Source organism: Klebsiella sp. WP8-S18-ESBL-06, from assembly GCF_014169755.1.
Classification (GTDB): domain Bacteria; phylum Pseudomonadota; class Gammaproteobacteria; order Enterobacterales; family Enterobacteriaceae; genus Kluyvera; species Kluyvera ascorbata_B.
On sequence record NZ_AP022256.1, the window covers coordinates 2,921,282 to 2,944,480 of the forward strand.

A 23,199-nucleotide genomic window follows, 5' to 3' on the forward strand; every position below is an offset into this window, starting at 1 on the left:
TCGTCGGACGATTTGATGAAACGTGTTTCTCAACTGACTGCGCTAGCCCTTGCGCTTGGCCTCGCCTCTTCTGCTTTCGCCGCTGAAACGGCGAATACCTTCACCTTTACCCACCTGCTCCAGCAAAAGGGTGCCGCCATCGATACGCGCATGAGCGCCTTTTACAACGGCTGGCCACAGCAGGAAAATGGCCCTCGCGGGCATGAGCCAGGCGCGCTGAACCTCTCTGCCAGCTGGCTGTCAGCCATGAACAACGAGCAGTTGGAAGCCTGGGCGCAGCAGCATCAGCTGAAAAAAGAGACCGACATTGCCCTCTACGGTGACAGCAAAGATAACGATGCCGTGGCGAAGCGCTTAAAAGCGGCAGGTTTCACCCGTATCTCCACCCTCAGCGATGCGCTGCAGCAGCCGGAACGGCTGCAAAAGCTGCCGCACTTCGAGCAACTGGTGTACCCGCAGTGGCTGCACGACCTGCAGCAAGGTAAAGCGGTGGCCGCCAAACCGGCGGGCGACTACAAAATTATTGAAGCCGCATGGGGCGCGCCGAAGCTGTATCTGGTCAGCCATATTCCGGGGGCTGGCTATATCGATACCAACGAGGTTGAAAGCGAGCCGCTGTGGAATAAAGTGTCCGACGAACAGCTCAAGGCGATGCTGGCCAAACACGGTATCCGCCACGACACCACCGTGATTCTCTACGGTCGTGATGTGTACGCCGCAGCGCGCGTCGCGCAGATCATGCTGTATGCGGGCGTGAAGGATGTTCGCTTGCTGGACGGCGGCTGGAAGACCTGGGCCGATGCCGGGCTGCCGGTCGAGCGTGGCTTACCTCAGGACGTGAAACCAGCGCCTGATTTTGGTGCCACCATTACCGCGCAGCCGCAGCTGATGCTGGATATGGAACAGGCGCGCGGCCTACTGCACCGTCAGGACGCTTCGCTGGTGAGCATTCGCTCATGGCCGGAATTTATCGGTACCACCAGCGGCTATAGCTACATTAAGCCAAAAGGTGACATTGCCGGCGCGCGCTGGGGCCATGCGGGCAGCGATTCAACCCATATGGAAGACTTCCACAACCCGGACGGCACTATGCGCAGCGCCGATGATATCACCCGGATGTGGAAATCCTGGAATATCCTGCCGAGCCAGCAGGTTTCCTTCTACTGCGGTACCGGCTGGCGCGCCTCGGAAACCTTCATGTACGCGCGCGCCATGGGCTGGCAGAACGTCAGCGTCTACGATGGCGGCTGGTACGAATGGAGTGCGAACCCGAAAAACCCGGTTGCCACCGGCGATCGCGGGCCAGAAAGCGCACGCTAATTCGCGCCTTCATGACGCTGAAGCCCTTTCAGCGTCATGTAACCTCCCCACACCCGGTTAAAGGTCGTCAGCCAGCACAGCGCGCCGAAAACCCACGCCATCCACGCAAACCACGCCGGAAACAGGCAGCCCAGCACAAACAGCAGGATCGTCTCCGTGCCTTCAGTTAAGCCGCCCAGGTAATAAAACGATTTATGAGCATAGCCCGGATTGTCGATTTGGTGCTTCGTCGCCAGCGCGGCAAAGGCCAGAAAGCTGCTGCCAGTGCCCATAAACGCAAACAGCAGCCAGCCGCCCGCCAGCGCATTGGCTGCCGGATCCGCCAGCATAAAGCCGAACGGCACCAGCGCGTAGAACAGAAAATCGAGCGCGATATCGAGAAATCCCCCGGCATCCGTCAGGCCGCGCCGCCGCGCCAGCGCGCCGTCAAGACCATCCAGCAGACGGTTGGCCACAATCGCCACCAGCGCCGCGCCATACCAACCGAGCGCAAGGAACGGCAACGCCAGCACCCCAATGGCGAACCCCAGTAGCGTAATGCCGTCCGCCGATACGCCGGGCTTGTCCAGCGCCTGCGCCAGGCGGTTGAGTACCGGCTTAAGTCGCGGATGAAGGTGCTTATCAAGCATCGGCTTTTTCTCCCATCTGACACAGCCCCTGCGACGGAATATCCAGCGCGGCGTTGAAGCGAGCGGATAAATTCTGAAACGCCACCAGCGCCGTCATTTCGCTAATCTGCTCCGCATTAAAGTGACAACGTAACGCATCTTTTTGCGCAACAGTGACCTGCGGCGGCGTAGCGGTCATCGCTTCGGCATAATCCAGCGCCGCGCGCTCAGCATCGTTAAACAGCGGCGACGATCGCCAGTCGCTCAGCGCCAGCACCTTGTCCATCGCCCCGCAGCGCTGAGCCAGGCGGAGGCTGTTGGCGTCAATGCAAAACGCGCAGTCGCACTGCTGGGAGACGCGGGTCATCAGCAGCGCGCGCAGCGTCGGCGTCAGACGCGCTTTTTTCCGCTCCAGGTAGCCGACAAACAGCGCCACCAGCCAGAACAGTCGCGGCATCCGCCCCCACCAGCGCGTGGGGTTCAGCACCTCGCCATAGTGCTTTTGCTGCATCGCGGTAATCGGCTTCAGGCTCAGCGGCAGCTGGCTGAGCGGCGGCACCCAGGGTTGTTGATTTTTCACCCGAAAACTCCTGTAAGGCTTTAGCACACGACAAAGCAGCGATAATATGGCAACTCATTCACGGAGTCTTTGACCGCTATGCTGAAAACCATTGATGTTGTTGCCGCTATTATCGAACAAAATGGCAAAATTCTCCTTGCGCAGCGCCCGCCGCATGCCGATCAGGCCGGGCTGTGGGAATTTGCCGGTGGGAAAGTTGAAGCCGGTGAAAGCCAGCAGGAGGCGTTAGTGCGCGAACTACAGGAAGAGCTGGCTATCGTCGCGTGGCCGGGGCGCTATATTACTAGCCATCGGCGCGAAGTCTCAGGAAGGATCGTGCATCTGCACGGCTGGCACGTCCCCCGTTTCGACGGCGAACTCATTGCCCGCGAACACAGCGCGCTGGTGTGGTGCACGCCGCAGGAAGCCTTACGCTACGCGCTGGCCCCTGCCGACGTGCCGTTACTCGCCGCGTTTATGGCTTTACCCGACGCCACACCAGGGGATTCGTACTGATGGCGCGCTCATCGCGCTGGCACTGAAGCAGCACGCCTTCCGCTTTAATCACCGCCCCTTCCGAGTAGTTCCTGTCTTCATACATGCAGCAACGGGCGCACGGCTGTGCGCGCTGGCTGCTGGCATTGTTGCTGAACACTTCAGGTGGAACGTTCACTTCCACCTGCGGCCTCGCCTGCGCGACGCTGCACAAAAGCGACAGCCCACCGACCATCCACACCCATTTCATCAGCAATCTCCTTTAAAAAGCCCTTTTATTACTATCGACCAAATGGACGTCTAACTTAACTTTTTTACATCATCGCTTTTCGTTATGACCCGACGCGACGTATTAATTTTATTACGCACCCGGAAATTCCTTGTCATCCGTTAGCAGGGTAGTGATATAGTCGAAATAACGCACGTTATTAAACACAACCATAACAACTACATACATTCACAATCATAAGAGGTACTTATACTTATGGACAAGGCTTGCTCCCTTAATACCTTCCTGGCTCATGTTCAACAGCGCGACCCACACCAGACCGAGTTTGCTCAGGCCGTACGCGAAGTCATGACGACCCTCTGGCCGTTCCTCGAGCAGAACCCGCGCTATCGTCAGCTTTCCCTGCTGGAAAGACTGGTTGAACCTGAGCGCGTCATTCAGTTCCGCGTGGTGTGGGTAGACGACCGTAATCAGGTTCAGGTGAACCGCGCATGGCGCGTCCAGTTCAGCTCGGCTATCGGGCCGTTCAAAGGCGGGATGCGCTTCCACCCGTCCGTAAACCTCTCTATTCTGAAATTCCTCGGCTTTGAACAGACCTTTAAAAACGCCCTGACAACCCTGCCGATGGGCGGTGGCAAAGGGGGTTCTGACTTCGATCCAAAAGGCAAAAGCGAAGGTGAGGTGATGCGCTTCTGCCAGGCACTGATGACCGAACTGTATCGTCATCTGGGCGCCGACACCGACGTTCCAGCGGGCGATATCGGCGTAGGCGGCCGTGAGGTCGGCTTTATGGCCGGAATGATGAAGAAACTCTCCAACGACACCTCTTGCGTGTTTACCGGCAAGGGGCTCTCTTTTGGCGGCAGCCTGATTCGTCCGGAAGCCACCGGCTACGGTCTGGTGTATTTCACCCAGGCAATGCTGCAGCGTCACGGCCTGGGCTTCGAGGGGATGCGCGTCGCGGTCTCTGGCTCCGGCAACGTAGCGCAGTATGCGATTGAAAAAGCGATGGAGCTGGGCGCGCGCGTGATCACCGCGTCTGACTCCAGCGGTACCGTGGTTGATGAGTCTGGCTTCACTAAAGAGAAACTGGCGCGCCTGTGTGAAATCAAAGCCAGCCGAGACGGCCGCGTCGCCGACTACGCGCGTGAATTTGGTCTGGTGTACCTCGAAGGCCAGCAGCCGTGGAGCGTGGCGGTGGATATTGCCCTGCCGTGCGCTACCCAGAACGAGCTGGATGCCGATGCGGCACGCGTGCTGATCGCCAACGGCGTGAAGGCGGTCGCGGAAGGTGCCAACATGCCAACCACGATCGAAGCGACCGACCTGTTCCTCGACGCGGGCGTATTGTTCGCGCCGGGCAAAGCAGCCAACGCCGGTGGCGTTGCCACTTCCGGTCTGGAAATGGCGCAGAACGCCGCGCGCATGAGCTGGAAGGCAGAGAAAGTCGACGCGCGTCTGCACCACATCATGCTGGATATTCACCACGCCTGCGTTGAGCACGGCGGTGAAGCGAAGCAAACCAACTACGTGCGCGGCGCGAACATCGCAGGCTTCGTGAAAGTGGCCGATGCCATGCTGGCGCAGGGCGTGATTTAATCGCGTTATCCCGCCATCCTGAGCAGGTTGTCGGATGGCGGCGTAAACGCCTTATCCGGCCTACGATAGTCTTGTAGGCCGGATAAGCGCAGCGCCACCAGGCATGAGGGGCTATCCGGGCTGCTCTGAACTCGCCGCGGGCTTCTTACTCTTCCCCTTCCCTTTACTGAATGACTTCTTCGCCCCACCCGGCGCTGCCAGTCCGCGGAACTGCCGCACCGGCGTGCTCTTAGCCTGGTCAATCAGCTGGAACAGCGTCCCCACCAGCGGCTGCATAAAGTCCTGATAGCGACACTGTTTTTCGCTGATCTGCGTCAGGGTAGACTCCCAGTGCGCGGTCATATCCGGACGCGTCGCCATCTCGGGTAGAGAGTGGAACAACGCTTTACCGGCGTCGGTAGAATGGATATAACGCCCTTTCTTGGTCAGGAAACCGCGTTTAAACAGCAGCTCGATAATGCCAGCACGCGTCGCTTCGGTGCCTAAGCCATCGGTCGCGCGGAGGATTTTTTTCAGGTCTTTATCCTGCACGAAGCGGGCGATCCCGGTCATCGCCGACAGCAGCGTAGCGTCGGTAAAATGCCGCGGCGGCTGAGTTTGCCGCTCGACAACTTCGCCGTTCTCACACAGTAATTCGTCAGCTTTCGCCACCACCGGCAGCGGCGTGCCGTCGTTCTCTTCATCACGTTCTTTCGCCCCCAGCAGCGTACGCCAGCCCGCTTCCGCAAGGAAGCGCGCTTTGGCGACAAATTTACCGTTGGCGATATCGAGGTCGATCTGGCATTTACGGTAGACCGCATCCGGGCAAAACTGCATCAGATACTGGCGCGCAATCAGGTTATACACCTTTGCTTCGTTGTCATTGAGATTCACGTGGCTGGCGCGCGCGGTCGGGATTATCGCGTGGTGAGCATCAACCTTTTTGTCGTCCCAGCAGCGGTTGCGGGTATCGGTATTGACCACCGGCTGCGGCAGCAAATCCGGCGCATGCACGCCGATGGCGTTAATCACCGCGTGGCGGCCAGCAAAATGCTCTTCCGGCAGATAGCGGCTGTCAGAACGCGGATAGGTGATCACTTTATGGGTTTCATACAGTTTCTGGCAGATATCCAGCACGTTCTGCGCGCTCAGGCCAAAACGCTTCGCCGCCTCAATTTGCAGCGCAGAAAGCGAAAATGGCAGCGGCGCCGGTTCAGAGTCACGCTTATCGTTATAGGCGGTGACGAGCGCCGGCTGGCCGGTAATGCGCTTCACCACATGCTCGGCCAGCGCCCGGTTGAGCAAACGGCCTTCTTCATCCTGGTGCGGTTCACAGGCTTCGCTTGGCTGCCAGACGGCGGTAAAACGCTCATCTTTCGGCGTCACGATGTGCGCTTTCACCTCGAAGAAGTCTTTCGAGACAAAGTGTTCAATCTCTTCATCACGACGCACCACCAGACCCAGCACCGGCGTTTGCACGCGCCCGACGGAGAGCACGCCCTGGTAACCGGCGTTACGCCCCAGAATAGTGTAGGCGCGGGTCATGTTGATGCCGTACAGCCAGTCGGCGCGGGCGCGGGCCAGCGCCGAAACGCACAGCGGAATAAACTCGCTGTTGGCGCGCAGGCGCGAAATCGCACGCTCCACCGCCTGTGGGTTAAGGTCATTAATTAAGCAGCGCTGCACCTGATGGCGCTTCTCCGCCGGCAGTTCCAGGTAATCCAGCACTTCATCCACCAGTAACTGCCCCTCGCGATCCGGGTCTCCGGCGTGAATGACTTCGCTGGCGTCGTGAAGAAAGCGCTTAATGACGTTGAGCTGCTTCGTCACCGAAGGTCGCGGCTGCAGCCGCCATTTTTCCGGGACGATGGGTAAATCCTGCAGATTCCAGCGCGCATAGCGGCTGTCATAGACATCCGGCTGCGCCTGCTCCAGCAGGTGACCGATACACCAGGTCACCACCTGGCCGTTGCCACACTCGATAAAGCCATCGCCCTTGCGGTGAGGCTTTGGCAGTACATCAGCAATGGCGCGGGCCAGGCTCGGTTTTTCCGCAATAAACAGCCGCATGGGTTCAGCGCAGCTCGATCATCGGACGACCGCCGCGGGCCGTCACCAGCTCGCCGATGGCGGTCAGGGTGATGCCAAATTCGGCTGCCGCTGCCTGCACGTCAGCTTCCGCGTCCGGCGTCACCGCCAGCAGCAGGCCACCGGAGGTTTGCGGGTCGCACAGCAGCGCGCGCTGAGCGTCGCTCATCGCGCCCATCAGATGGCCATAGCTGGCAAAGTTGCGCTCGGTTCCACCCGGTACCGCGCCCAGCGCGATATACGCTTCAACGCCCGGCAGCTTCGGTACGGCGGCAAAGTCAATCTGCGCCTGCACGCCAGCGCCCTGGCACATTTCGCTCAGGTGGCCCAGCAGGCCAAAACCGGTCACGTCGGTCATGGCTTTAACGCCTTCGATATTGGCAAACGCCGAGCCAACCAGGTTCATCTGGCACATCACTTCCGTCGCCAGCCCCTGATGTTCAGGCTTCAGCAGCGATTTTTTCTCGGCGGTGGTCAACACGCCAATGCCCAGCGGCTTCGTCAGGAATAGCTTGCAACCCGCCTGCGCGGTGCTGTTTTTCTTCACCCGTTCGGTTGGTACGATGCCGGTAACCGCCAGGCCGAAAATGGGCTCTGGCGCGTCGATGGAGTGGCCGCCCGCCAGCGCAATGCCCGCCTGTTTGCAGGCAAAGCGCCCGCCTTCGGTCACTTCGCGAGCAATTTCCGGCGCCAGCGTGTTGATAGGCCAGCCGAGGATCGCAATTGCCATAATCGGCTTGCCGCCCATGGCAAAAATATCGCTGATGGCGTTGGTCGCGGCAATGCGGCCAAAGTCGAACGGATTGTCGACAATTGGCATAAAGAAATCGGTGGTGCTGATGACCGAGGTACCGTTACCCAGGTCGTAAACGGCAGCATCGTCGCGCGTTTCGTTGCCGACAAGCAGGTTGGGGTCGATAAACTTCGTTTGCTCGCTGTGCAGGATAGTCTCCAGCACTTTCGGCGAAATTTTACAACCGCAACCTGCTCCGTGGCTGTACTGCGTTAAACGAATGGCCTGCTCGCTCATGGACAACTCCTGTCATTGCTTTGGCATGGGAATAGAGATGTATGTTAACGCCAGAACACTGCGGTGATAAGTACGACTGTCTGAATTCGCGGGCATTTGCGTGAAATCCAGACAATCGTAGCCGTTTTTCAGAGATAACGGACGAACGGCGCGGTATCCGGCACGCCGATCGTCGTCGACGCTTTCAGCTGCGGGGTACCCAGATAGAGGAAGCCAACAATTTTATCCTGCTCGGTGCAGTCGAAGCCTGCACGCACCACCGGGCTGTCGGTCAGCGCACCGCTGCGCCAGATACCGTTGAACCCTTGGGCTATCGCGGCCATCTGCATCGCCATCACCGCGCAGCCAGCCGACATCTCCTGCTCCCACTTCGGCACCTTCGGGTGATCCTGGCATTTGGCGATCGCCACGATAATCATCGGCGCACGGAATGGTGCGTTGCGCGCTTTTTCAATCGCCTTATCATCGCCGTTAGCGGCCACCGCGCCCTGCTCAAGCAGTTGACTGAAGCGCTCGCGGCCTTCGCCTTCGACAATCACAAACTGCCACGGCTGCAGCGTGCCGTGATCCGGCGCGCGCAGCGCGGCACGGAGAATATTTTGCAGCTGTTCGCCCGCCGGCGCCGGTTCGGCCAGGCGCGACGCACTGCGGCGATTCACTAATAGTTCCAGGGCATCCATTGAACCACTCCTCTCACGTTATTTTTCATAAAATTAACATGCGCAAGGATTTTGTTACAGCGCCGAAGGCGATTCCTGCTGACAACCGGCGGCGGTCTATTTAGGATAGCCAGACGTTTTACCGTTTCGGTAAACCTTTTTTGTTTTGCAGGGAGAATACATGCGAACCGTATGGCGCTTCATTGCCGGATTCTTTAAATGGACGTGGCGATTACTTAATTTCGTCCGGGAACTGGTGCTGAACCTGTTCTTTATTCTGCTGGTGCTGGTCGGCGTCGGCATCTGGATGCAGCTCAGTTCCAGCAGCAGCACGGAGCACAGTACTCGTGGTGCGCTGCTGATGGACATCAGCGGCGTGGTGGTGGATAAACCCTCGCCCAGCAGCAAGCTCAGCGTTCTGGGCCGTCAGTTCTTTGGCGCCAGCTCGGACCGTTTGCAGGAAAACTCACTGTTCGATGTCGTTCAGACCATTCGCCAGGCGAAGGATGACCGTAACATCACCGGCATCGTGCTGGACCTGAAAAACTTTGCCGGCGGCGACCAGCCTTCAATGCAGTATATCGGTAAAGCGCTGCGCGAGTTCCGCGACAGCGGTAAACCGGTCTATGCGATCAACGACAGCTACAGTCAGGCGCAGTATTACCTCGCGAGCTTCGCCAATAAAATCTGGCTGTCGCCGCAGGGCGTGGTTGATTTACACGGCTTCGCCACCAACGGCCTGTACTATAAAACGCTGCTCGACAAGCTGAAGGTTTCGACCCACGTGTTCCGCGTCGGCACGTATAAATCCGCCGTCGAACCGTTTATCCGCGACGATATGTCCCCCGCCGCGCGCGAGGCCGACAGCCGCTGGATAGGCGAACTGTGGCAGAACTACCTCAATACCGTCGCCGCCAACCGTCAGGTTACTGCGCAGCAGATCTTCCCGGGCGCGCAGGGCGTGCTGGACGGCCTGCGTAAAGTCGACGGCGACACGGCGCAGTACGCGCTGGATAACAAGCTGGTGGATGCCTTAGGCTCAAGCGCAGAGATTGAAAAAGCGATGACCAAAGCGTTCGGCTGGAGTAAAAAAGACAATAACTTCAGCGCCGTCAGCATGTATGACTATGCGGTGAAAACCCCGGCCGACACCGGCTCAAGCATCGCGGTGGTGTTTGCCAACGGTGCTATCATGGACGGTGAAGAAACCCCGGGCAACGTCGGCGGCGACACCACGGCAGCGCAGATTCGCGACGCACGCCTGGACGCGAAGGTGAAAGCGATTGTGCTGCGCGTGAACAGCCCAGGCGGCAGCGTCAGCGCCTCTGAGGTGATCCGCGAAGAGCTGGCGGCGGCGAAGGCGGCGGGCAAACCGGTTGTGGTCTCAATGGGCGGCATGGCGGCCTCCGGCGGCTACTGGATTTCCACCCCGGCGGATTACATCATCGCCAGTCCAAGCACGCTGACCGGCTCTATCGGTATCTTTGGCGTGATCAATACCGTGGAAAATACGCTGGATTCTATCGGCGTGCACACCGACGGCGTCGCAACCTCACCGTTGGCCGACATGGCGGTCACCAAAGCCTTAACGCCGGAAGTGCAGCAGATGATGCAGCTGAGCATTGAGAACGGCTACAAACGCTTTATTACCCTTGTTGCGCAGTCGCGTCACAGCACCCCGGAAGCGATCGATAAAATCGCCCAAGGCCACGTCTGGACCGGCGAAGACGCGAAAGCGAACGGCCTGGTAGATAGCCTCGGCGACTTCGACGATGCGGTGGCGAAAGCCGCTGAACTGGCGAAACTGAAGGTGTGGCACATCGATTACTATCAGAGCGAGCCGACGTTCTTTGATATGGTCATGGATAACCTCTCCGGCTCGGTGCGTGCATCGCTGCCGCAGGCGCTACAGGCCTACCTACCGGCACCGCTGGCGAATGCCGCCAGCGCGATGAAGGCTGAAGGCGACAAGCTGGCGATTTTTAACGATCCGCAAAATCGCTATGCAATTTGCCTGACCTGCGCCAATATTCGCTAATCGTAATCCCCTCCTCGCCGGAGGGGATTTTCTTTTGCTCAATCAATAGACGAACCATGCCTAAAAAATCCATTTACGTCGCCTATACCGGCGGGACCATCGGGATGCAGCGCTCAGACCACGGCTATATTCCGGTCTCTGGGCACCTGCAGCGTCAGCTGGCGCTGATGCCGGAGTTCCATCGCCCCGAGATGCCGGACTTTACTATCCACGAATACGAGCCGCTGATGGACTCTTCCGACATGACACCGGAAGACTGGCAGCACATCGCTGACGATATTAAAGCGCACTACGACGAGTACGATGGCTTTGTGATCCTGCACGGCACCGACACGATGGCGTTCACCGCCTCGGCGCTGTCGTTTATGCTGGAAAACCTCGGTAAACCGGTCATCGTCACCGGCTCGCAGATTCCGCTGGCGGAGCTGCGGTCTGACGGGCAAATCAACCTGCTCAATTCGCTGTACGTGGCGGCCAACTACCCGATCAACGAAGTGACGCTGTTTTTCAACAACCGTCTCTATCGCGGTAACCGAACCACCAAAGCTCATGCCGACGGCTTCGATGCCTTTGCGTCACCGAACCTGACGCCGCTGCTGGAAGCGGGCATCCATATCCGCAGGCTCGGTACGCCGCCCGCCCCGCACGGTGAAGGCCCGCTTATCGTGCATCCCATTACCCCGCAGCCGATTGGCGTGGTCACGATCTATCCGGGCATTTCCGCCGACGTGGTACGCAACTTCCTGCTGCAGCCGGTGAAAGCGCTGATTCTGCGCTCCTATGGCGTAGGCAATGCGCCGCAGAACGGCGTATTCCTCAACGAACTGGCGGAAGCCAGCAAGCGCGGCATCGTGGTGGTCAATCTGACACAGTGTATGTCGGGTAAGGTCAATATGGGCGGCTACGCCACCGGCAATGCGCTGGCACAGGCAGGAGTGATTAGCGGCTCGGACATGACCGTTGAGGCGACGCTGACCAAACTGCACTATCTGCTAAGCCAGGGGCTGGATGCGACGGCGATTCGTAAGGCCATGCAGCAAAACCTGCGCGGTGAATTAACCCCGGACGACTAAGGAGAGCATAATGAGCGCACGCGCATTGTTATTAGTTGATCTGCAAAACGATTTTTGTGCGGGCGGCGCGCTGGCCGTTGCCGATGGCGACAGCACCGTTGATGTGGCGAATGCGCTGATCGCCGCCGCGAAACAGCGCGACGAGGCCGTTATCGCCAGCCAGGACTGGCATCCGGCCAACCACGGTAGCTTTGCCCGCCAGCACGGCGTGGAACCTTACAGCCAGGGGACGCTTGACGGTTTGCCGCAGACCTTCTGGCCGGATCATTGCGTGCAGGGCAGCGAAGGTGCCGCCCTGCACCCGCTGCTCTCTCAGCAGGCGATCGACGCGGTGTTCTACAAAGGCGAAAGCGTCAATATCGACAGCTATAGCGCCTTTTTCGACAACGGGCATCGGCAGAAAACCGGGCTGGATGCGTGGCTGCGCGAGCACGATATCCGCGAACTGATCGTCCTGGGCCTGGCCACTGACTACTGCGTGAAATTCACCGTGCTCGATGCGCTGCAACTGGGCTATACCGTTAACGTCATTACCGACGGCTGCCGCGGGGTGAATCTTACGCCGCAGGACAGCGCCAACGCGTTTATGGAGATGGCAGCGGCAGGCGCAACGCTGTATACGCTGGACGACTGGCTGGAAATTCACAACTAGCACCACGTAGGCCTGATAAGCGCAGCGCCATCAGGCACTGCGGCACAGTTTGCCGGATGGCGGCTTTGCCTTATCCGGCCTACGCTCCTCCTCTCCCTTCGGCGTGAACCACCTCGCAGATTTCCCCTCACGGCAATGCTATGTTCAGGCGGTTGTTTTTTCGCCACACCCTTTCCGTGGCATGTTTGCTTTTTCAATGTCAAAGAGGACCGTGTATGAAACTTTTGCCTTTGCTGGCAGCATTACCCCTGCTCTGCGTTTCGGTTGTTTCCGCGAATTCCCTGATGTCCGTCGGCTACTTCAACGGCGGCGGTGACGTTACCGCCGGGCCGGGCGGCGATATCAATAAGCTCGACGTGCGGCAAATCACCCACCTGAACTATTCGTTTGGCCTTATCTACAATGACGAAAAAAATGAAACCAACGACGCCTTAAAAGATGCCGCCAGGCTGCATCAAATCTGGCTGTCGCCGAAGGTGCAGTCCGATTTAGAAATCATCCCCACGCTGCGTAAACAGAACCCCAATCTGAAAGTACTGCTGTCGGTCGGCGGCTGGGGGGCTCGCGGCTTCTCCGGCGCGGCAGCGACGCCTGAAACACGCGCGGTGTTTATCCGCTCGGCCCAGGCGGTAGTGGCAAAATACGGCCTCGACGGAATCGACCTTGACTGGGAATATCCGGTCAACGGCGCGTGGGGGCTGGTCGCAAGTCAGCCAGCGGATCGCGATAATTTCACCGCGCTGTTGAAAGAGCTCCGCGCGGCGTTCGGGCAGAAAAAGCTGGTCACTATCGCCGTGGGGGCCAACGCAGAAAGCCCGAAAAGCTGGGTAGACGTGAAGACAATTGCGCCACTGCTGGACTACATCAACCTGATGACCTATGACATGGCATACGGCACGCAGTATTTTAACGCGAACCTGTATGATTCAACCCAGTGGCCAACGGTGGCGAACGCCGATAAATACAGCGTCGACTTTGTGGTCAATAACTACCTTGCCGCCGGGCTGAAGCCCAGCCAGATGAACCTCGGCATCGGCTTCTATGGTCGGGTGCCCAAACGCAGCGTAGAGCCGGGCATCGACTGGAGCAAAGCGGACGCACAGAAAAATCCGGTTACCCAGCCTTATTTCGGCGAGCCGGAGCTGGCGCTGTTTAAATCGCTCGGCGTTGACTTAACCAAAGATACGTACGTCAAGTACAACGATATCGTCAGCAAGCTGCTGAACGACCCGCAGAAACGCTTTACCGAGCACTGGGACGACCAGGCGAAGGTACCGTGGCTGTCGGTGCAGTCAAGCGACGGTAAACCGCTGTTTGCGCTGTCGTATGAGAATCCGCGATCGGTCAGCATTAAGGCCGACTACATCAAGCGTAAAGGTTTGGCTGGCGCGATGTTCTGGGAGTACGGCGCGGATGACCACAACCAGCTGGCGAAGCAACTGGCTGAGTCGTTAGGCATCAAGCATTAAGACGCGGTGATCCTATAGGCCTGATAAGCGCAGCGCCATCAGGCGCTCCGGCGCCATCAGGCGCTCCGGCGCCGTTTGCCGGATGGCGGCGTCGCCTTATCCGGCCTACAAAATTCAGACCGGCGTTAACAGCCCGCTGGTTTCATGAATACGGTAACCGGCCCCCGGATGTGGCGCCTGAAGCCGGGCGCTACCGCCGAATAGCTTCTCGCGCAACGTCCCCTCGCGGTACGCTTTTTTATACACGCCGCGTTTTTGCAGCTCGGGGATCAGCAGCTCCACCACGTCGGTAAAGGTTTCATGCGTCACCGCATACGCGAGGTTAAACCCATCAACGTCGGTCTCTTCCACCCAGGATTGCAGCTCATCGGCCACGGTCTGCGCGCTGCCGACCACCAGCGGGCCAAACCCGCCGATGCCCACCCACTCCGCCATTGCCTTCACCGACCACTGTTTATCGGGATCCGCGGTTGAAAACGTATCCACCACCGACTGAATCGCGTTGGTTTTGGCATAGGTAAACACTTCATCCGGCTGATACTGACCAAAATCAATGCCGGTCCAGCCGGAAATCAGCGCCAGCGCGCCTTCGTAGCTGGTCCAGTTTTTATACTCCCGCCATTTGGCCTGCGCGGCGAGATCCGTCTCGCCAACGATCGCCGTTTGCATGTTGAAGATCAGAATGCTGCGCGGATCGCGCCCGGCCTCTTCGGCGCGACGGCGAATATCGGCCACCGTTTTTTTCAGCGCGCTTTTCGACGGCGAAGCCACAAACACGCATTCCGCATGGCTGGCGGCAAACTGTTTACCACGGCTTGACGCGCCCGCCTGGTACAGCACCGGCGTACGCTGCGGCGACGGCTCGCACAGATGGTAGCCCGGTACATCGAAGAATTTACCGTGATGATTGATAGCGTGAATTTTACTCGGGTCACTGAAAATACGCCGCTCGCGATCGCGCAGAATAGCCCCTTCTTCCCAACTGCCTTCCAGCAGTTTATACACCACTTCCAGATATTCATCGGCGTAGTCATAGCGGGCATCGTGCGCCGTTTGCGCCTGCTGGCCAATATTGCGCGCCCCGCTCTCCAGATAGGAGGTGACAATATTCCAGCCCACGCGGCCCTTGGTGAGGTGGTCCAGCGTCGACAAACGGCGCGCAAACGGATAAGGGTGCTCGAACGACAGCGAGGCGGTGAGGCCAAAGCCCAGATGTTCGGTCACCAGGGCCATCGGCGTCACCAGCGCCAGCGGATCGTTTACCGGTACCTGGGCCGCCTGGCGAATCGCCGCGTCGCCGTTACCGTTATAGACATCGTAAACGCCCAACACATCGGCGATAAACAAACCGTCGAATTTGCCACGTTCCAGCAGACGCGCCAGATCGACCCAATATTCCAGGTCTTTATACTGCCACGAACGATCGCGCGGATGCGCCCACAGTCCCGGGGACTGGTGGCCGACGCAGTTCATATCAAAGGCATTTAGACGAATTTCACGTTGTGATGGCATAACGGTCTCTCCTGCGCCCGGATTCCCCAGCGCAATCATAAGGTTGTATTAATTTCAGAAGGCTACGGATTGCCGACAGGCCAGGGTTTGTAGTACCGACCGGGCCACCCGTTGAGCGTGGTCCGCAACCTGCGGCAGCCCCATCAACTCACCGAAATAGCCGCGCGCCGCCGGTCCGGCGACCCAGATGTGGTCGGCACGCCCCACGGCCAGGGATTGCGCATCGACCGCTATCCCCAATCCCAACGCATCCGCGCGAATCAGTCCTGCCTGCCGCAGCGCGGTGAAAAAAGGCTGGCCGTCGAGTAAATCGTGATGCGCAGGCCCGGTAGTCAGCACCAGATAATCCACCGCTTCCCGATGCTGACCGCCGCCGCGCAGCGCCAGATGAAGCGCCAGCGCCTCGTCATCGGCTTCCAGCGTCTGCAAACGCGCGGCCAGCGAGCGAAACGTTCCGTTGGCGCGTCGTGCCTCAATGGCCTGCGCAACCTGTGGCGCAATCCGGTAACGGTGCACGTCCCAGTAGCGCCGCAGGTGACGTAAGAACTGCCGTTTTTCTGCATCGCCCATCTGCTGCCAGAGGGTTTGTCCCTGTCCGCGCACCGCGTCCAGCACCGCCTGCCACGGCAGCCCCACCGCCGCTGCCCGGGCGATATCGACGCGAATCTGGCGTAAACGCTGGCGCAGCGTTCCCGTCTGATAGTCGGCCTGCCATTTCTCGGCGGTCAGCGGCGCATTGGGCCGCGAGAGCAGCCCATGACGTGAAAACGCGACAATGTCACCGTGATGCCCCTGACGTTGTAGCGTCGCGACCGCGTCAGCCATGCTCAGCGCCGTTCCCATAATGGCGACCCGCGCGGTGGCGGGGATCGCCGACAGCGCCCCGTCGCGCCAGGGGTCGGCAATTAAGCGCGGGTGCTGCGCCAGCGGCCGTGCAGCCTGAGGCAGTCGCGGCGGCGGATGGCTCACCGCCAGCACCAGGCCATCCGCGCGCAGGCGTTGGCCTTCAGCTGTGATAACGCAGCCATCCTGCCAGCCCACCGCACGCTCCCGGACGTGAGTCACACGATCGCCATGGGCCCGCGCCGCCGCGGTAAACGCGTCCTGAACATAGCGACCAAACGCGCCGCGCTGCGGGTAAACGCTACCGTCCGCCAGCAGGGCCTGCGGGTCCTGAGGGAAATCACCGTGCCGCCGATACCAGCGATCGAACGCGCCATCGTCGTCACCGGCAAGCTGCATACGTGCGGCAGGCACGTTAATGCGGTGCGCCGGATCGGTGGCTGAATAGGCCACGCCGAATCCCAGACTCGGGCGCGGCTCCACGACGCTAATGCGCAGCGGGCTCGTCGCCTCGCGCAGCAGATGAATCGCCACGGCCGTGCCGCTAAAGCCGCCGCCGACAATCACAATATGCGGGTCCTTCTCACGCTCGGGCATGGTTTCCTCCTCAGTTGGCGCTGGCGTGCTGAGTGGGGCGTTTGGCCCCGCCGATGGTTTCGCCAAACGGCCCGGTGTTCACCTGCCCCGTCGCCGAACGCGGCTGGCTGCTGGTGTTCAGCAGCGGCATCACCAGCTCAGCAAAGCGGTGCGCCTCTTCCAGATGCGGATAGCCGGAGAAAATAAAGTGGCTGATGCCCAGCGCCTGATACTCACGAATACGCTCCGCCACCTGCTGCGGATTGCCCACCAGCGCGGTCCCCGCGCCGCCGCGCACCAGCCCGACGCCCGCCCACAGATTGGGCGCAATGCGCAGGTTGTCGCGGCTGCCGTTATGCAGCGCGCTCATCCGCGCCTGCCCCGCTGAATCCATACGGGCGAAAATCTGCTGCGCTTGAGCGATGGTGTCGTCGTCAAGATGCGCAATCAGCCTGTCTGCCGCCGCCCATGCCTCTTCTTCCGTCTCGCGCACAATCACATGCAGACGAATGCCATACTCAAGCTGACGACCTTTTTCTTGCGCCCGCGCCCGGACTACTGCCAACTTTTCCGCCACCTGCTGAGGCGGCTCGCCCCAGGTCAGGTAGGCATCGATGTGGTCAGCGGCAACGTCGATCGCCTGCGTCGACGAACCGCCAAAATAGAGCGGTGGCCCATTTTTCTGCGCCGCCGGGAACAGCACTTCTGCCCCTTCCACCTGAATATGCTGGCCGTGGTAATCCACTTTTTCGCCCGCCAGCAGTCGGCGATAAACCTCCAGGAATTCATGGGTGACTTCGTAACGCTCGGCGTGGCTGAGGAAAATGCCGTCGCCTTTGTTTTCGACCGGATCGCCGCCCGTAACCACGTTAATCAGTAGCCGTCCTTCTGACAGGCGATCGAGGGTAGCCGCCATGCGCGCCGCCAGCGTCGGCGGTTGAAGCCCGGGACGTACCGCCACCAGATAGCGCAGGTTGCGGGTCATCGGTGCCAGCGCGGCGGCCACCAGCCAGGAATCTTCACAGCTTTTACCTGTCGGGATCAGCACGCCGTAATAGCCAAGGCTGTCCGCCGCCAGCGCAACCTGCTGGAGATACGGTAAATCGACCGGCCGACCGCCTTCGGTAGTCCCCAGGTAGCGCCCGTCACCGTGGGTGGGTAAGAACCAGAAAACATTTATTTTCTCAGCGGCTTGTACTGTCATTATCCATTTCCTTTATAACTATATTTGGTATTTATAGAAGGCATTATCTTCGTCAGTTATAAAGACATTAGCGAAATGCGTGCCAGTTTTTCGTTAAAATAAAAACGTTATTTATCATTGAATTAAACAGAAATCCGTCGTTCGGTGCGTGTTGCAAATACAACAGCGCAACGGCGAAAGCTGCTGCAATGGCGACAAACCGCCGCCTTCCCCCTCTGGTATCTTGCGTGGGCAACGGATAACGTCGAGCCATTAATCCGCAGGAGATACACGATGCTTAACGCCGAACTCACATTATCCGGACCCGCGCCGATCGACCCCGCGTCGCAGGCCTTCCAGAAGGTCCTTGCGCGCCTTGCGCCTACCGACGCGACGGTGCTGATTATCGGAGAAACCGGCACCGGCAAGGAGGTGGTGGCGCGCTACCTGCATCGCCATAGCCCGCGCGCCGGCGGGCCATTTTTAGCCGTCAACTGCGGCGCGCTGACCGAGTCGCTGGCGGAGTCGGAGCTGTTCGGCCACGAAAAAGGCGCATTCAGCGGCGCCACCCACACCCATCAGGGCTGGTTTGAGGCGGCAGAAGGCGGCACGCTGCTGCTTGATGAGATTGGTGAGCTCAGCCTCGCGCTGCAGGTGAAACTGCTGCGGGTGCTTCAGGAACGGGAAATTACCCGCGTCGGCTCTCATCGCCCCATCCGTATTAACGTGCGGGTGCTGGCGGCCACCCACGTCGATCTGGCGCAAGCGATTCAGGCGCGCCGTTTTCGTGAGGATTTGTTTTATCGTCTGAACATCGCCGCCGTCACGCTGCCGCCGTTGCGCCAGCGTCGGCAGGATATTCCGGTGCTGGCGCACCATTTCGTGCAGCTGTATGCCAGTCGTCTGGGGCGACCAACCCAGCGGCTTTCCGCCCAGGCGTTGGCGCGGCTGAGCGCTCATCCGTGGCCAGGCAACATCCGCGAGCTGGAAAACACGCTGCACAACGCGGTGCTGCTGAACCCGGAAAGCGAACTCGGCGCCGAACATCTGCGCTTAACGCCGGTTTCGCCCACGCAGCCGGGCGCACCGGAGGAGAGCGATGAACTGGCCGCCTTTATGCGTCGTCAGTTGGACAGCCACAGCGGCGCGCTGTACGACCGTCTGCTGCAGGCGATGATCCACGCCGCCATGGACCGAAGCGACCATAACCAAAGCCAGGCCGCTCAGCTTCTGGGTATCAGCCGCCATACGCTGCGCACGCATCTGGCACATTTGGGCGTGATTAAACAGCGGCGGAAAGCCGGGGTGCTGCCGCCCCCTGCGCCACGCGAACGCGAACTGCGTATCGGCTATCAGCGTTTTGGCAACCTGGGCGTGCTGAAGGCGCGTCAGCTGCTTGAACAAAACTTCGCCGAACTGGGGGTTAACGTGATGTGGAGCGAATACCCGGCAGGCCCACAGCTGTTACAGGCCTTAAGTCACAACGAAATTGATTTTGGCACCACCGGTGAAGCCCCGCCGATTTTCGCCCAGGCGAAGGACAACGCGCTGCTGTACGTTGCCTGGGAGCCGCCAGCGCCTAGGAGCGTGGCGATGGTCGTGCCCAACGCGAGCGATATCCGCACGCTTGAGCAGCTCCGGGGAAAACGGATTGCGTTGAATAAGGGATCGAACGTGCACTGGCTGTTGGTACAGATTCTGGAGGAAGCCGGGTTGGGGCTTGAAGATGTGAAAGTGGTTTACGCGCCGCCGAAATACCCGCTGACCGCCAGCGACGTGTTGTCAGCCGACGCCTGGATGATGTGGGACCCGCTGCTGAGCACCGCCGAGCGCAGCGGTACGCTGCGTGTCCTGGCCACGGGCGAAGGCCGCGTCAACAATCATCAGTTTTACATCACCCGCCGCCAGTACGCTCAACAAAACGAGGATATTATTGCCGGGGTGGTGGCCGCGCTGGTCAAAACTGGCAAATATATCGATCGTCACCGCCAGGAGGCCGCGCAGCTGCTGACCGGGGAGTTGGGGCTGGATACCGGGTCTCTGGCCTGCGCGCTGGCAAGGCGCAGCCATCAGACCCGGGAAATGGACATGCAGGCCATTCGCGCGCAGCAAACCATCGCCGATCGCTTCTACGCGCTTGGCCTGCTGAGCAGGCCGGTCGCGGTCAGAGAGGCGATGTGGTACGCCAAAGAGCGGTTAATTGAGCCGTGGGCCGCCGCTTAGTGCTGCTTAAAGGTCGCAATAGGCTTCGGCGCAATGCCGAAGTCTTCCTTCAACTGCTGCTTGCTTTTCATCACCATCTGGCCGTTGGTATCAATGGTCATGTGCTGGGCATCGCTGTTGTTGCGCGACTGCCACAGCATCACCAACTGCAGGCAGTTTTCTTTTTGCTCTGCGGTCAGCGCCACGCCGTCGGGCCATTTACCCAGCTCCACCGCGGTGGCTAAACGCTGGTAAATTTCCGGCGTCATATTGTCGATCATTTGCTCAATACTCATGTTCAGCCCCCTCTCCTGTGGAATAATTTGCTGAATCGTTTCTTCACCCTTTGATTGCGTCGCCATTTTCGTCATCCGTGAAGCTAAGCGATGCGGAATTGACGCAAAAACGTTCACCCGTTGGCTGCGGACCGTCGGGAAACACGTGCCCCAAATGCGCGTCACAATTTCCGCAACGAATTTCAGTGCGTTGCATACCGTGGGAGTAATCGTTGAGATAACGAATGGCCGTATCGCTAACCGGCTCATAAAAGCTCGGCCAGCCGCATCCGGAATCGTACTTACTTTGGGAGTGGAAAAGCGGCGCATCGCACACCAGACAGTGGTAAATCCCATCACGCTTGTTGTGCAATAAACGCCCGGTAAACGGCGGCTCTGTGCCATGTTTCTGCGTGACATAGAACTGCATTTCACTCAGGGTATTTTTCAGTTCTTCTGGGGTGGGTTTGTTCACCATTTTGCTCACATCTCGCTATGAAAAATACATTTGCCAGTCGATTCTAACAAAACATTAACAATGAAGCGTGAACTTTTGTTCTAAACTTAATCGGCGTAAAAAAGCTGCCGGGTAATTGTGACGCCAATCACATTTTTATCTCCAGTGCCCTTTAAAATTCCCGGCGCCGCCCCCACGTGGTTTCAAGCTCAAAGGGAGAGTGAGGCAGGTTAGTCGTGCAAAGCTTAGGCAGCAGATTGATTTGTCGCAATGATTGACACGATTCCGCTTGACGCTGCGTAAGGTTTTTGTAATTTTACAGGCAACCTTTTATTCACTAACAAATAGCTGGTGGAATATATGACTATCAAAGTAGGTATCAACGGTTTTGGCCGTATCGGTCGCATTGTTTTCCGTGCTGCTCAGAAACGTTCTGACATTGAGATCGTTGCAATCAACGACCTGTTAGACGCAGAGTACATGGCATACATGCTGAAATATGACTCCACTCACGGCCGTTTCGACGGTACCGTTGAAGTGAAAGACGGTCATCTGATCGTTAACGGTAAAAAAATCCGTGTTACCGCTGAACGCGATCCGGCTAACCTGAAATGGGACGAAGTTGGTGTTGACGTTGTTGCTGAAGCTACCGGTATCTTCCTGACCGACGAAACCGCTCGTAAGCACATCACCGCTGGCGCGAAAAAAGTTGTTCTGACTGGTCCGTCCAAAGACAACACCCCGATGTTTGTTAAAGGCGCTAACTTTGACAAATACGAAGGCCAGGACATCGTTTCCAACGCATCCTGCACCACTAACTGCCTGGCACCGCTGGCTAAAGTTATCAACGACAACTTCGGCATCATCGAAGGTCTGATGACGACTGTTCACGCGACCACCGCCACTCAGAAAACCGTTGATGGCCCGTCTCACAAAGACTGGCGCGGCGGCCGCGGCGCAGCTCAGAACATCATCCCGTCCTCTACCGGCGCTGCTAAAGCTGTAGGTAAAGTACTGCCAGAACTGAACGGCAAACTGACCGGTATGGCGTTCCGCGTTCCTACCCCGAACGTATCCGTTGTTGACCTGACCGTTCGTCTGGAAAAAGCTGCTTCTTACGAAGAAATTAAGAAAGCAATCAAAGCTGCTTCCGAAGGCGCAATGAAAGGCGTTCTGGGTTACACCGAAGACGACGTTGTATCTACCGATTTCAACGGTGAAGTTTGCACTTCCGTATTCGATGCTAAAGCAGGTATCGCTCTGAACGACAACTTCGTGAAACTGGTTTCCTGGTACGACAACGAAACTGGTTACTCTAACAAAGTTCTGGACCTGATCGCTCACATCTCCAAATAAGTTTGAGATGAGAACCTGATCCAAAAAGGCGACTTCGGTCGCCTTTTTTTATGGCTAAAAGTTTTCAACACCAAGGATTGCATCATGATTAACAAAATTTTCGCTCTCCCGGTTATCGAACAGCTTACCCCTGTCCTCTCCCGTCGCCAGCTCGACGAGCTGGAACTGATTGTCGTAGACCATCCCAAAGTAAAAGCCTCAGTGGCCTTCCAGGGTGCACATCTGCTTTCCTGGAAGCCAGAGGGGGAACAAGAAGTGCTGTGGCTAAGCGCCAATACCCCGTTTAAAGACGGCGTTGCCATCCGCGGCGGCGTGCCCATTTGCTGGCCGTGGTTTGGCCCAGCCGCGCAGCAGGGTTTCCCGGCGCACGGTTTTGCCCGTAACCTGCCGTGGGCGCTGAAGGCGCATAATGAAGACGATAATGGCGTGGTCTTAACCTTCGAGCTCAAAAGCAGCGATGCCACCCGTCAGTACTGGCCGCACGAGTTCTCTCTGCTCGCGCGCTTCAAGCTGGGTAAAACCTGCGAGATGGAGCTGGAAGCCCACGGTGAATTCGAAACCACGACCGCACTGCATACCTATTTCAACGTCGGCGACATTCATGCCGTGAAAGTGAGTGGTCTGGGCGATCGCTATATTGATAAAGTGTTGAATGCGCAAATCGGTGAGCTGAGCGACGGTGTACAGACCTTCCCGGATCGAACCGACCGCGTTTACCTGAACCCGGAAGCATGCAGCGTGATCCACGACGCCTCGCTGAAGCGTACTATCGACGTGATTCATCATCACCATGTGAACGTTGTCGGCTGGAACCCTGGCCCGGCCCTGTCCGTTAGCATGGGTGATATGCCGGATGACGGCTATAAAACCTTCGTTTGCGTAGAAACCGCCTGCGCCAGCGCAACGCAGAAAGCCACCGAAGAAAAACCGGCGCGCCTTGCGCAAACCATTCGCGTCCTCAACCGCTAATTCCCTCCTCCTGGCCGGGCCTATCCTA

At 58.6% G+C, this 23,199-nt stretch carries 21 protein-coding genes; 10 read left to right on the top strand and 11 right to left on the bottom strand.

Features of this window, described 5'->3' with window-relative positions; genetic code table 11:
* Positions 1-15 precede the first annotated feature (15 nt).
* Positions 16-1,320, top strand: a complete 1,305-nt coding sequence (locus H7R76_RS14035; RefSeq protein ID WP_182965562.1) for a rhodanese-like domain-containing protein — start codon at positions 16-18, stop codon at positions 1,318-1,320.
* On the opposite strand, the gene H7R76_RS14040 is transcribed toward H7R76_RS14035, so the two are convergent.
* The gene (locus tag H7R76_RS14040) at positions 1,317-1,949 is read right to left on the bottom strand and encodes a CDP-alcohol phosphatidyltransferase family protein (protein ID WP_106926512.1); all 633 of its coding nucleotides are present in this window, start codon (positions 1,947-1,949) and stop codon (positions 1,317-1,319) included. The two genes, H7R76_RS14035 and H7R76_RS14040, sit on opposite strands and share 4 nt — an antisense overlap.
* Positions 1,942-2,508, bottom strand: coding sequence for a carboxymuconolactone decarboxylase family protein (locus tag H7R76_RS14045; protein WP_223878926.1), 567 nt, complete (start codon positions 2,506-2,508; stop codon positions 1,942-1,944). The genes H7R76_RS14040 and H7R76_RS14045 overlap by 8 nt, the downstream gene beginning before the upstream one ends.
* A gap of 78 nt (positions 2,509-2,586) precedes the next feature.
* On the opposite strand from H7R76_RS14045, the gene H7R76_RS14050 reads away from it, so the two are divergent.
* On the top strand, positions 2,587-3,003 hold the full coding sequence (locus H7R76_RS14050; RefSeq protein WP_106926510.1) for a pyrimidine (deoxy)nucleoside triphosphate diphosphatase: 417 nt from the start codon (positions 2,587-2,589) through the stop codon (positions 3,001-3,003).
* Here H7R76_RS14050 and H7R76_RS14055 read toward each other — a convergent pair.
* Positions 2,963-3,232 carry a DUF1496 domain-containing protein gene (locus H7R76_RS14055; protein ID WP_182929062.1) on the bottom strand — a complete coding sequence of 90 codons (270 nt, stop codon included), beginning with the start codon at positions 3,230-3,232 and terminating at the stop codon, positions 2,963-2,965. The genes H7R76_RS14050 and H7R76_RS14055 overlap by 41 nt on opposite strands.
* A 234-nt stretch (positions 3,233-3,466) precedes the next feature.
* Between H7R76_RS14055 and gdhA the strand changes: the two genes are divergently transcribed.
* Positions 3,467-4,810, top strand: a complete 1,344-nt coding sequence (gene gdhA, locus H7R76_RS14060; protein ID WP_106926506.1) for an NADP-specific glutamate dehydrogenase — start codon at positions 3,467-3,469, stop codon at positions 4,808-4,810.
* 111 nt (positions 4,811-4,921) lie between these two features.
* Here gdhA and H7R76_RS14065 read toward each other — a convergent pair whose 3' ends face one another.
* The 3 genes from H7R76_RS14065 to H7R76_RS14075 form a co-directional block, all read right to left on the bottom strand.
* The gene (locus tag H7R76_RS14065) at positions 4,922-6,859 is read right to left on the bottom strand and encodes a DNA topoisomerase III (RefSeq protein WP_182929063.1); all 1,938 of its coding nucleotides are present in this window, start codon (positions 6,857-6,859) and stop codon (positions 4,922-4,924) included.
* Positions 6,860-6,863: 4 nt separating this feature from the next.
* A complete protein-coding gene (gene selD / locus H7R76_RS14070) occupies positions 6,864-7,907 on the bottom strand; it encodes a selenide, water dikinase SelD (RefSeq protein ID WP_106926502.1) in 1,044 nt (347 codons plus the stop codon).
* Positions 7,908-8,035: 128 nt separating this feature from the next.
* On the bottom strand, positions 8,036-8,587 hold the full coding sequence (locus H7R76_RS14075; RefSeq protein WP_182965564.1) for an NAD(P)H nitroreductase: 552 nt from the start codon (positions 8,585-8,587) through the stop codon (positions 8,036-8,038).
* A 160-nt stretch (positions 8,588-8,747) separates the two neighbouring features.
* Between H7R76_RS14075 and sppA the strand changes: the two genes are divergently transcribed.
* The 4 genes from sppA to chiD all read left to right on the top strand — a co-directional run bounded on the left by sppA (position 8,748) and on the right by chiD (position 13,798).
* Complete coding sequence (gene sppA, locus H7R76_RS14080) at positions 8,748-10,604, top strand: signal peptide peptidase SppA (RefSeq protein WP_106926498.1); 1,857 nt, start codon at positions 8,748-8,750, stop codon at positions 10,602-10,604.
* A 56-nt stretch (positions 10,605-10,660) separates the two neighbouring features.
* Positions 10,661-11,677, top strand: coding sequence for an asparaginase (gene ansA / locus H7R76_RS14085; RefSeq protein ID WP_106926496.1), 1,017 nt, complete (start codon positions 10,661-10,663; stop codon positions 11,675-11,677).
* A 10-nt stretch (positions 11,678-11,687) separates the two neighbouring features.
* The gene (pncA, locus tag H7R76_RS14090; RefSeq protein ID WP_182929064.1) at positions 11,688-12,329 is read left to right on the top strand and encodes a bifunctional nicotinamidase/pyrazinamidase; all 642 of its coding nucleotides are present in this window, start codon (positions 11,688-11,690) and stop codon (positions 12,327-12,329) included.
* Between the two features lie 215 nt (positions 12,330-12,544).
* On the top strand, positions 12,545-13,798 hold the full coding sequence (gene chiD / locus H7R76_RS14095; RefSeq protein WP_182965566.1) for a chitinase ChiD: 1,254 nt from the start codon (positions 12,545-12,547) through the stop codon (positions 13,796-13,798).
* A gap of 114 nt (positions 13,799-13,912) precedes the next feature.
* On the opposite strand, the gene H7R76_RS14100 is transcribed toward chiD, so the two are convergent.
* The 3 genes from H7R76_RS14100 to ssuD are packed head-to-tail and all read right to left on the bottom strand — an operon-like array spanning position 13,913 to position 17,933.
* Entirely contained in the window at positions 13,913-15,310 is a 1,398-nt protein-coding gene (locus H7R76_RS14100; RefSeq protein WP_106926489.1) for an LLM class flavin-dependent oxidoreductase, read from the bottom strand.
* A gap of 54 nt (positions 15,311-15,364) precedes the next feature.
* Positions 15,365-16,750: an FAD/NAD(P)-binding protein gene (locus H7R76_RS14105; protein ID WP_106926487.1), complete on the bottom strand. Its 1,386-nt coding sequence runs from the start codon at positions 16,748-16,750 to the stop codon at positions 15,365-15,367.
* A gap of 10 nt (positions 16,751-16,760) precedes the next feature.
* A complete protein-coding gene (gene ssuD, locus H7R76_RS14110) occupies positions 16,761-17,933 on the bottom strand; it encodes an FMNH2-dependent alkanesulfonate monooxygenase (protein WP_182965568.1) in 1,173 nt (390 codons plus the stop codon).
* Positions 17,934-18,206: 273 nt separating this feature from the next.
* Between ssuD and H7R76_RS14115 the strand changes: the two genes are divergently transcribed.
* On the top strand, positions 18,207-20,135 hold the full coding sequence (locus H7R76_RS14115; protein WP_182965570.1) for a sigma-54-dependent Fis family transcriptional regulator: 1,929 nt from the start codon (positions 18,207-18,209) through the stop codon (positions 20,133-20,135).
* Here the strand turns inward: H7R76_RS14115 and H7R76_RS14120 are convergent.
* A complete protein-coding gene (locus H7R76_RS14120; protein ID WP_106926617.1) occupies positions 20,132-20,410 on the bottom strand; it encodes a YeaC family protein in 279 nt (92 codons plus the stop codon). The two genes, H7R76_RS14115 and H7R76_RS14120, sit on opposite strands and share 4 nt — an antisense overlap.
* Before the next feature lie 43 nt (positions 20,411-20,453).
* Positions 20,454-20,867 (bottom strand): peptide-methionine (R)-S-oxide reductase MsrB, encoded by a 414-nt coding sequence (gene msrB, locus H7R76_RS14125; RefSeq protein WP_106926481.1) that lies wholly within the window; start codon positions 20,865-20,867, stop codon positions 20,454-20,456.
* A 339-nt stretch (positions 20,868-21,206) separates the two neighbouring features.
* Here msrB and gapA point away from each other — a divergent pair, with 339 nt between their 5' ends.
* Positions 21,207-22,202, top strand: a complete 996-nt coding sequence (gene gapA / locus H7R76_RS14130; protein ID WP_106926479.1) for a glyceraldehyde-3-phosphate dehydrogenase — start codon at positions 21,207-21,209, stop codon at positions 22,200-22,202.
* An 84-nt stretch (positions 22,203-22,286) separates the two neighbouring features.
* On the top strand, positions 22,287-23,171 hold the full coding sequence (locus H7R76_RS14135; RefSeq protein ID WP_106926477.1) for a D-hexose-6-phosphate mutarotase: 885 nt from the start codon (positions 22,287-22,289) through the stop codon (positions 23,169-23,171).
* Positions 23,172-23,199: the final 28 nt, after the last annotated feature.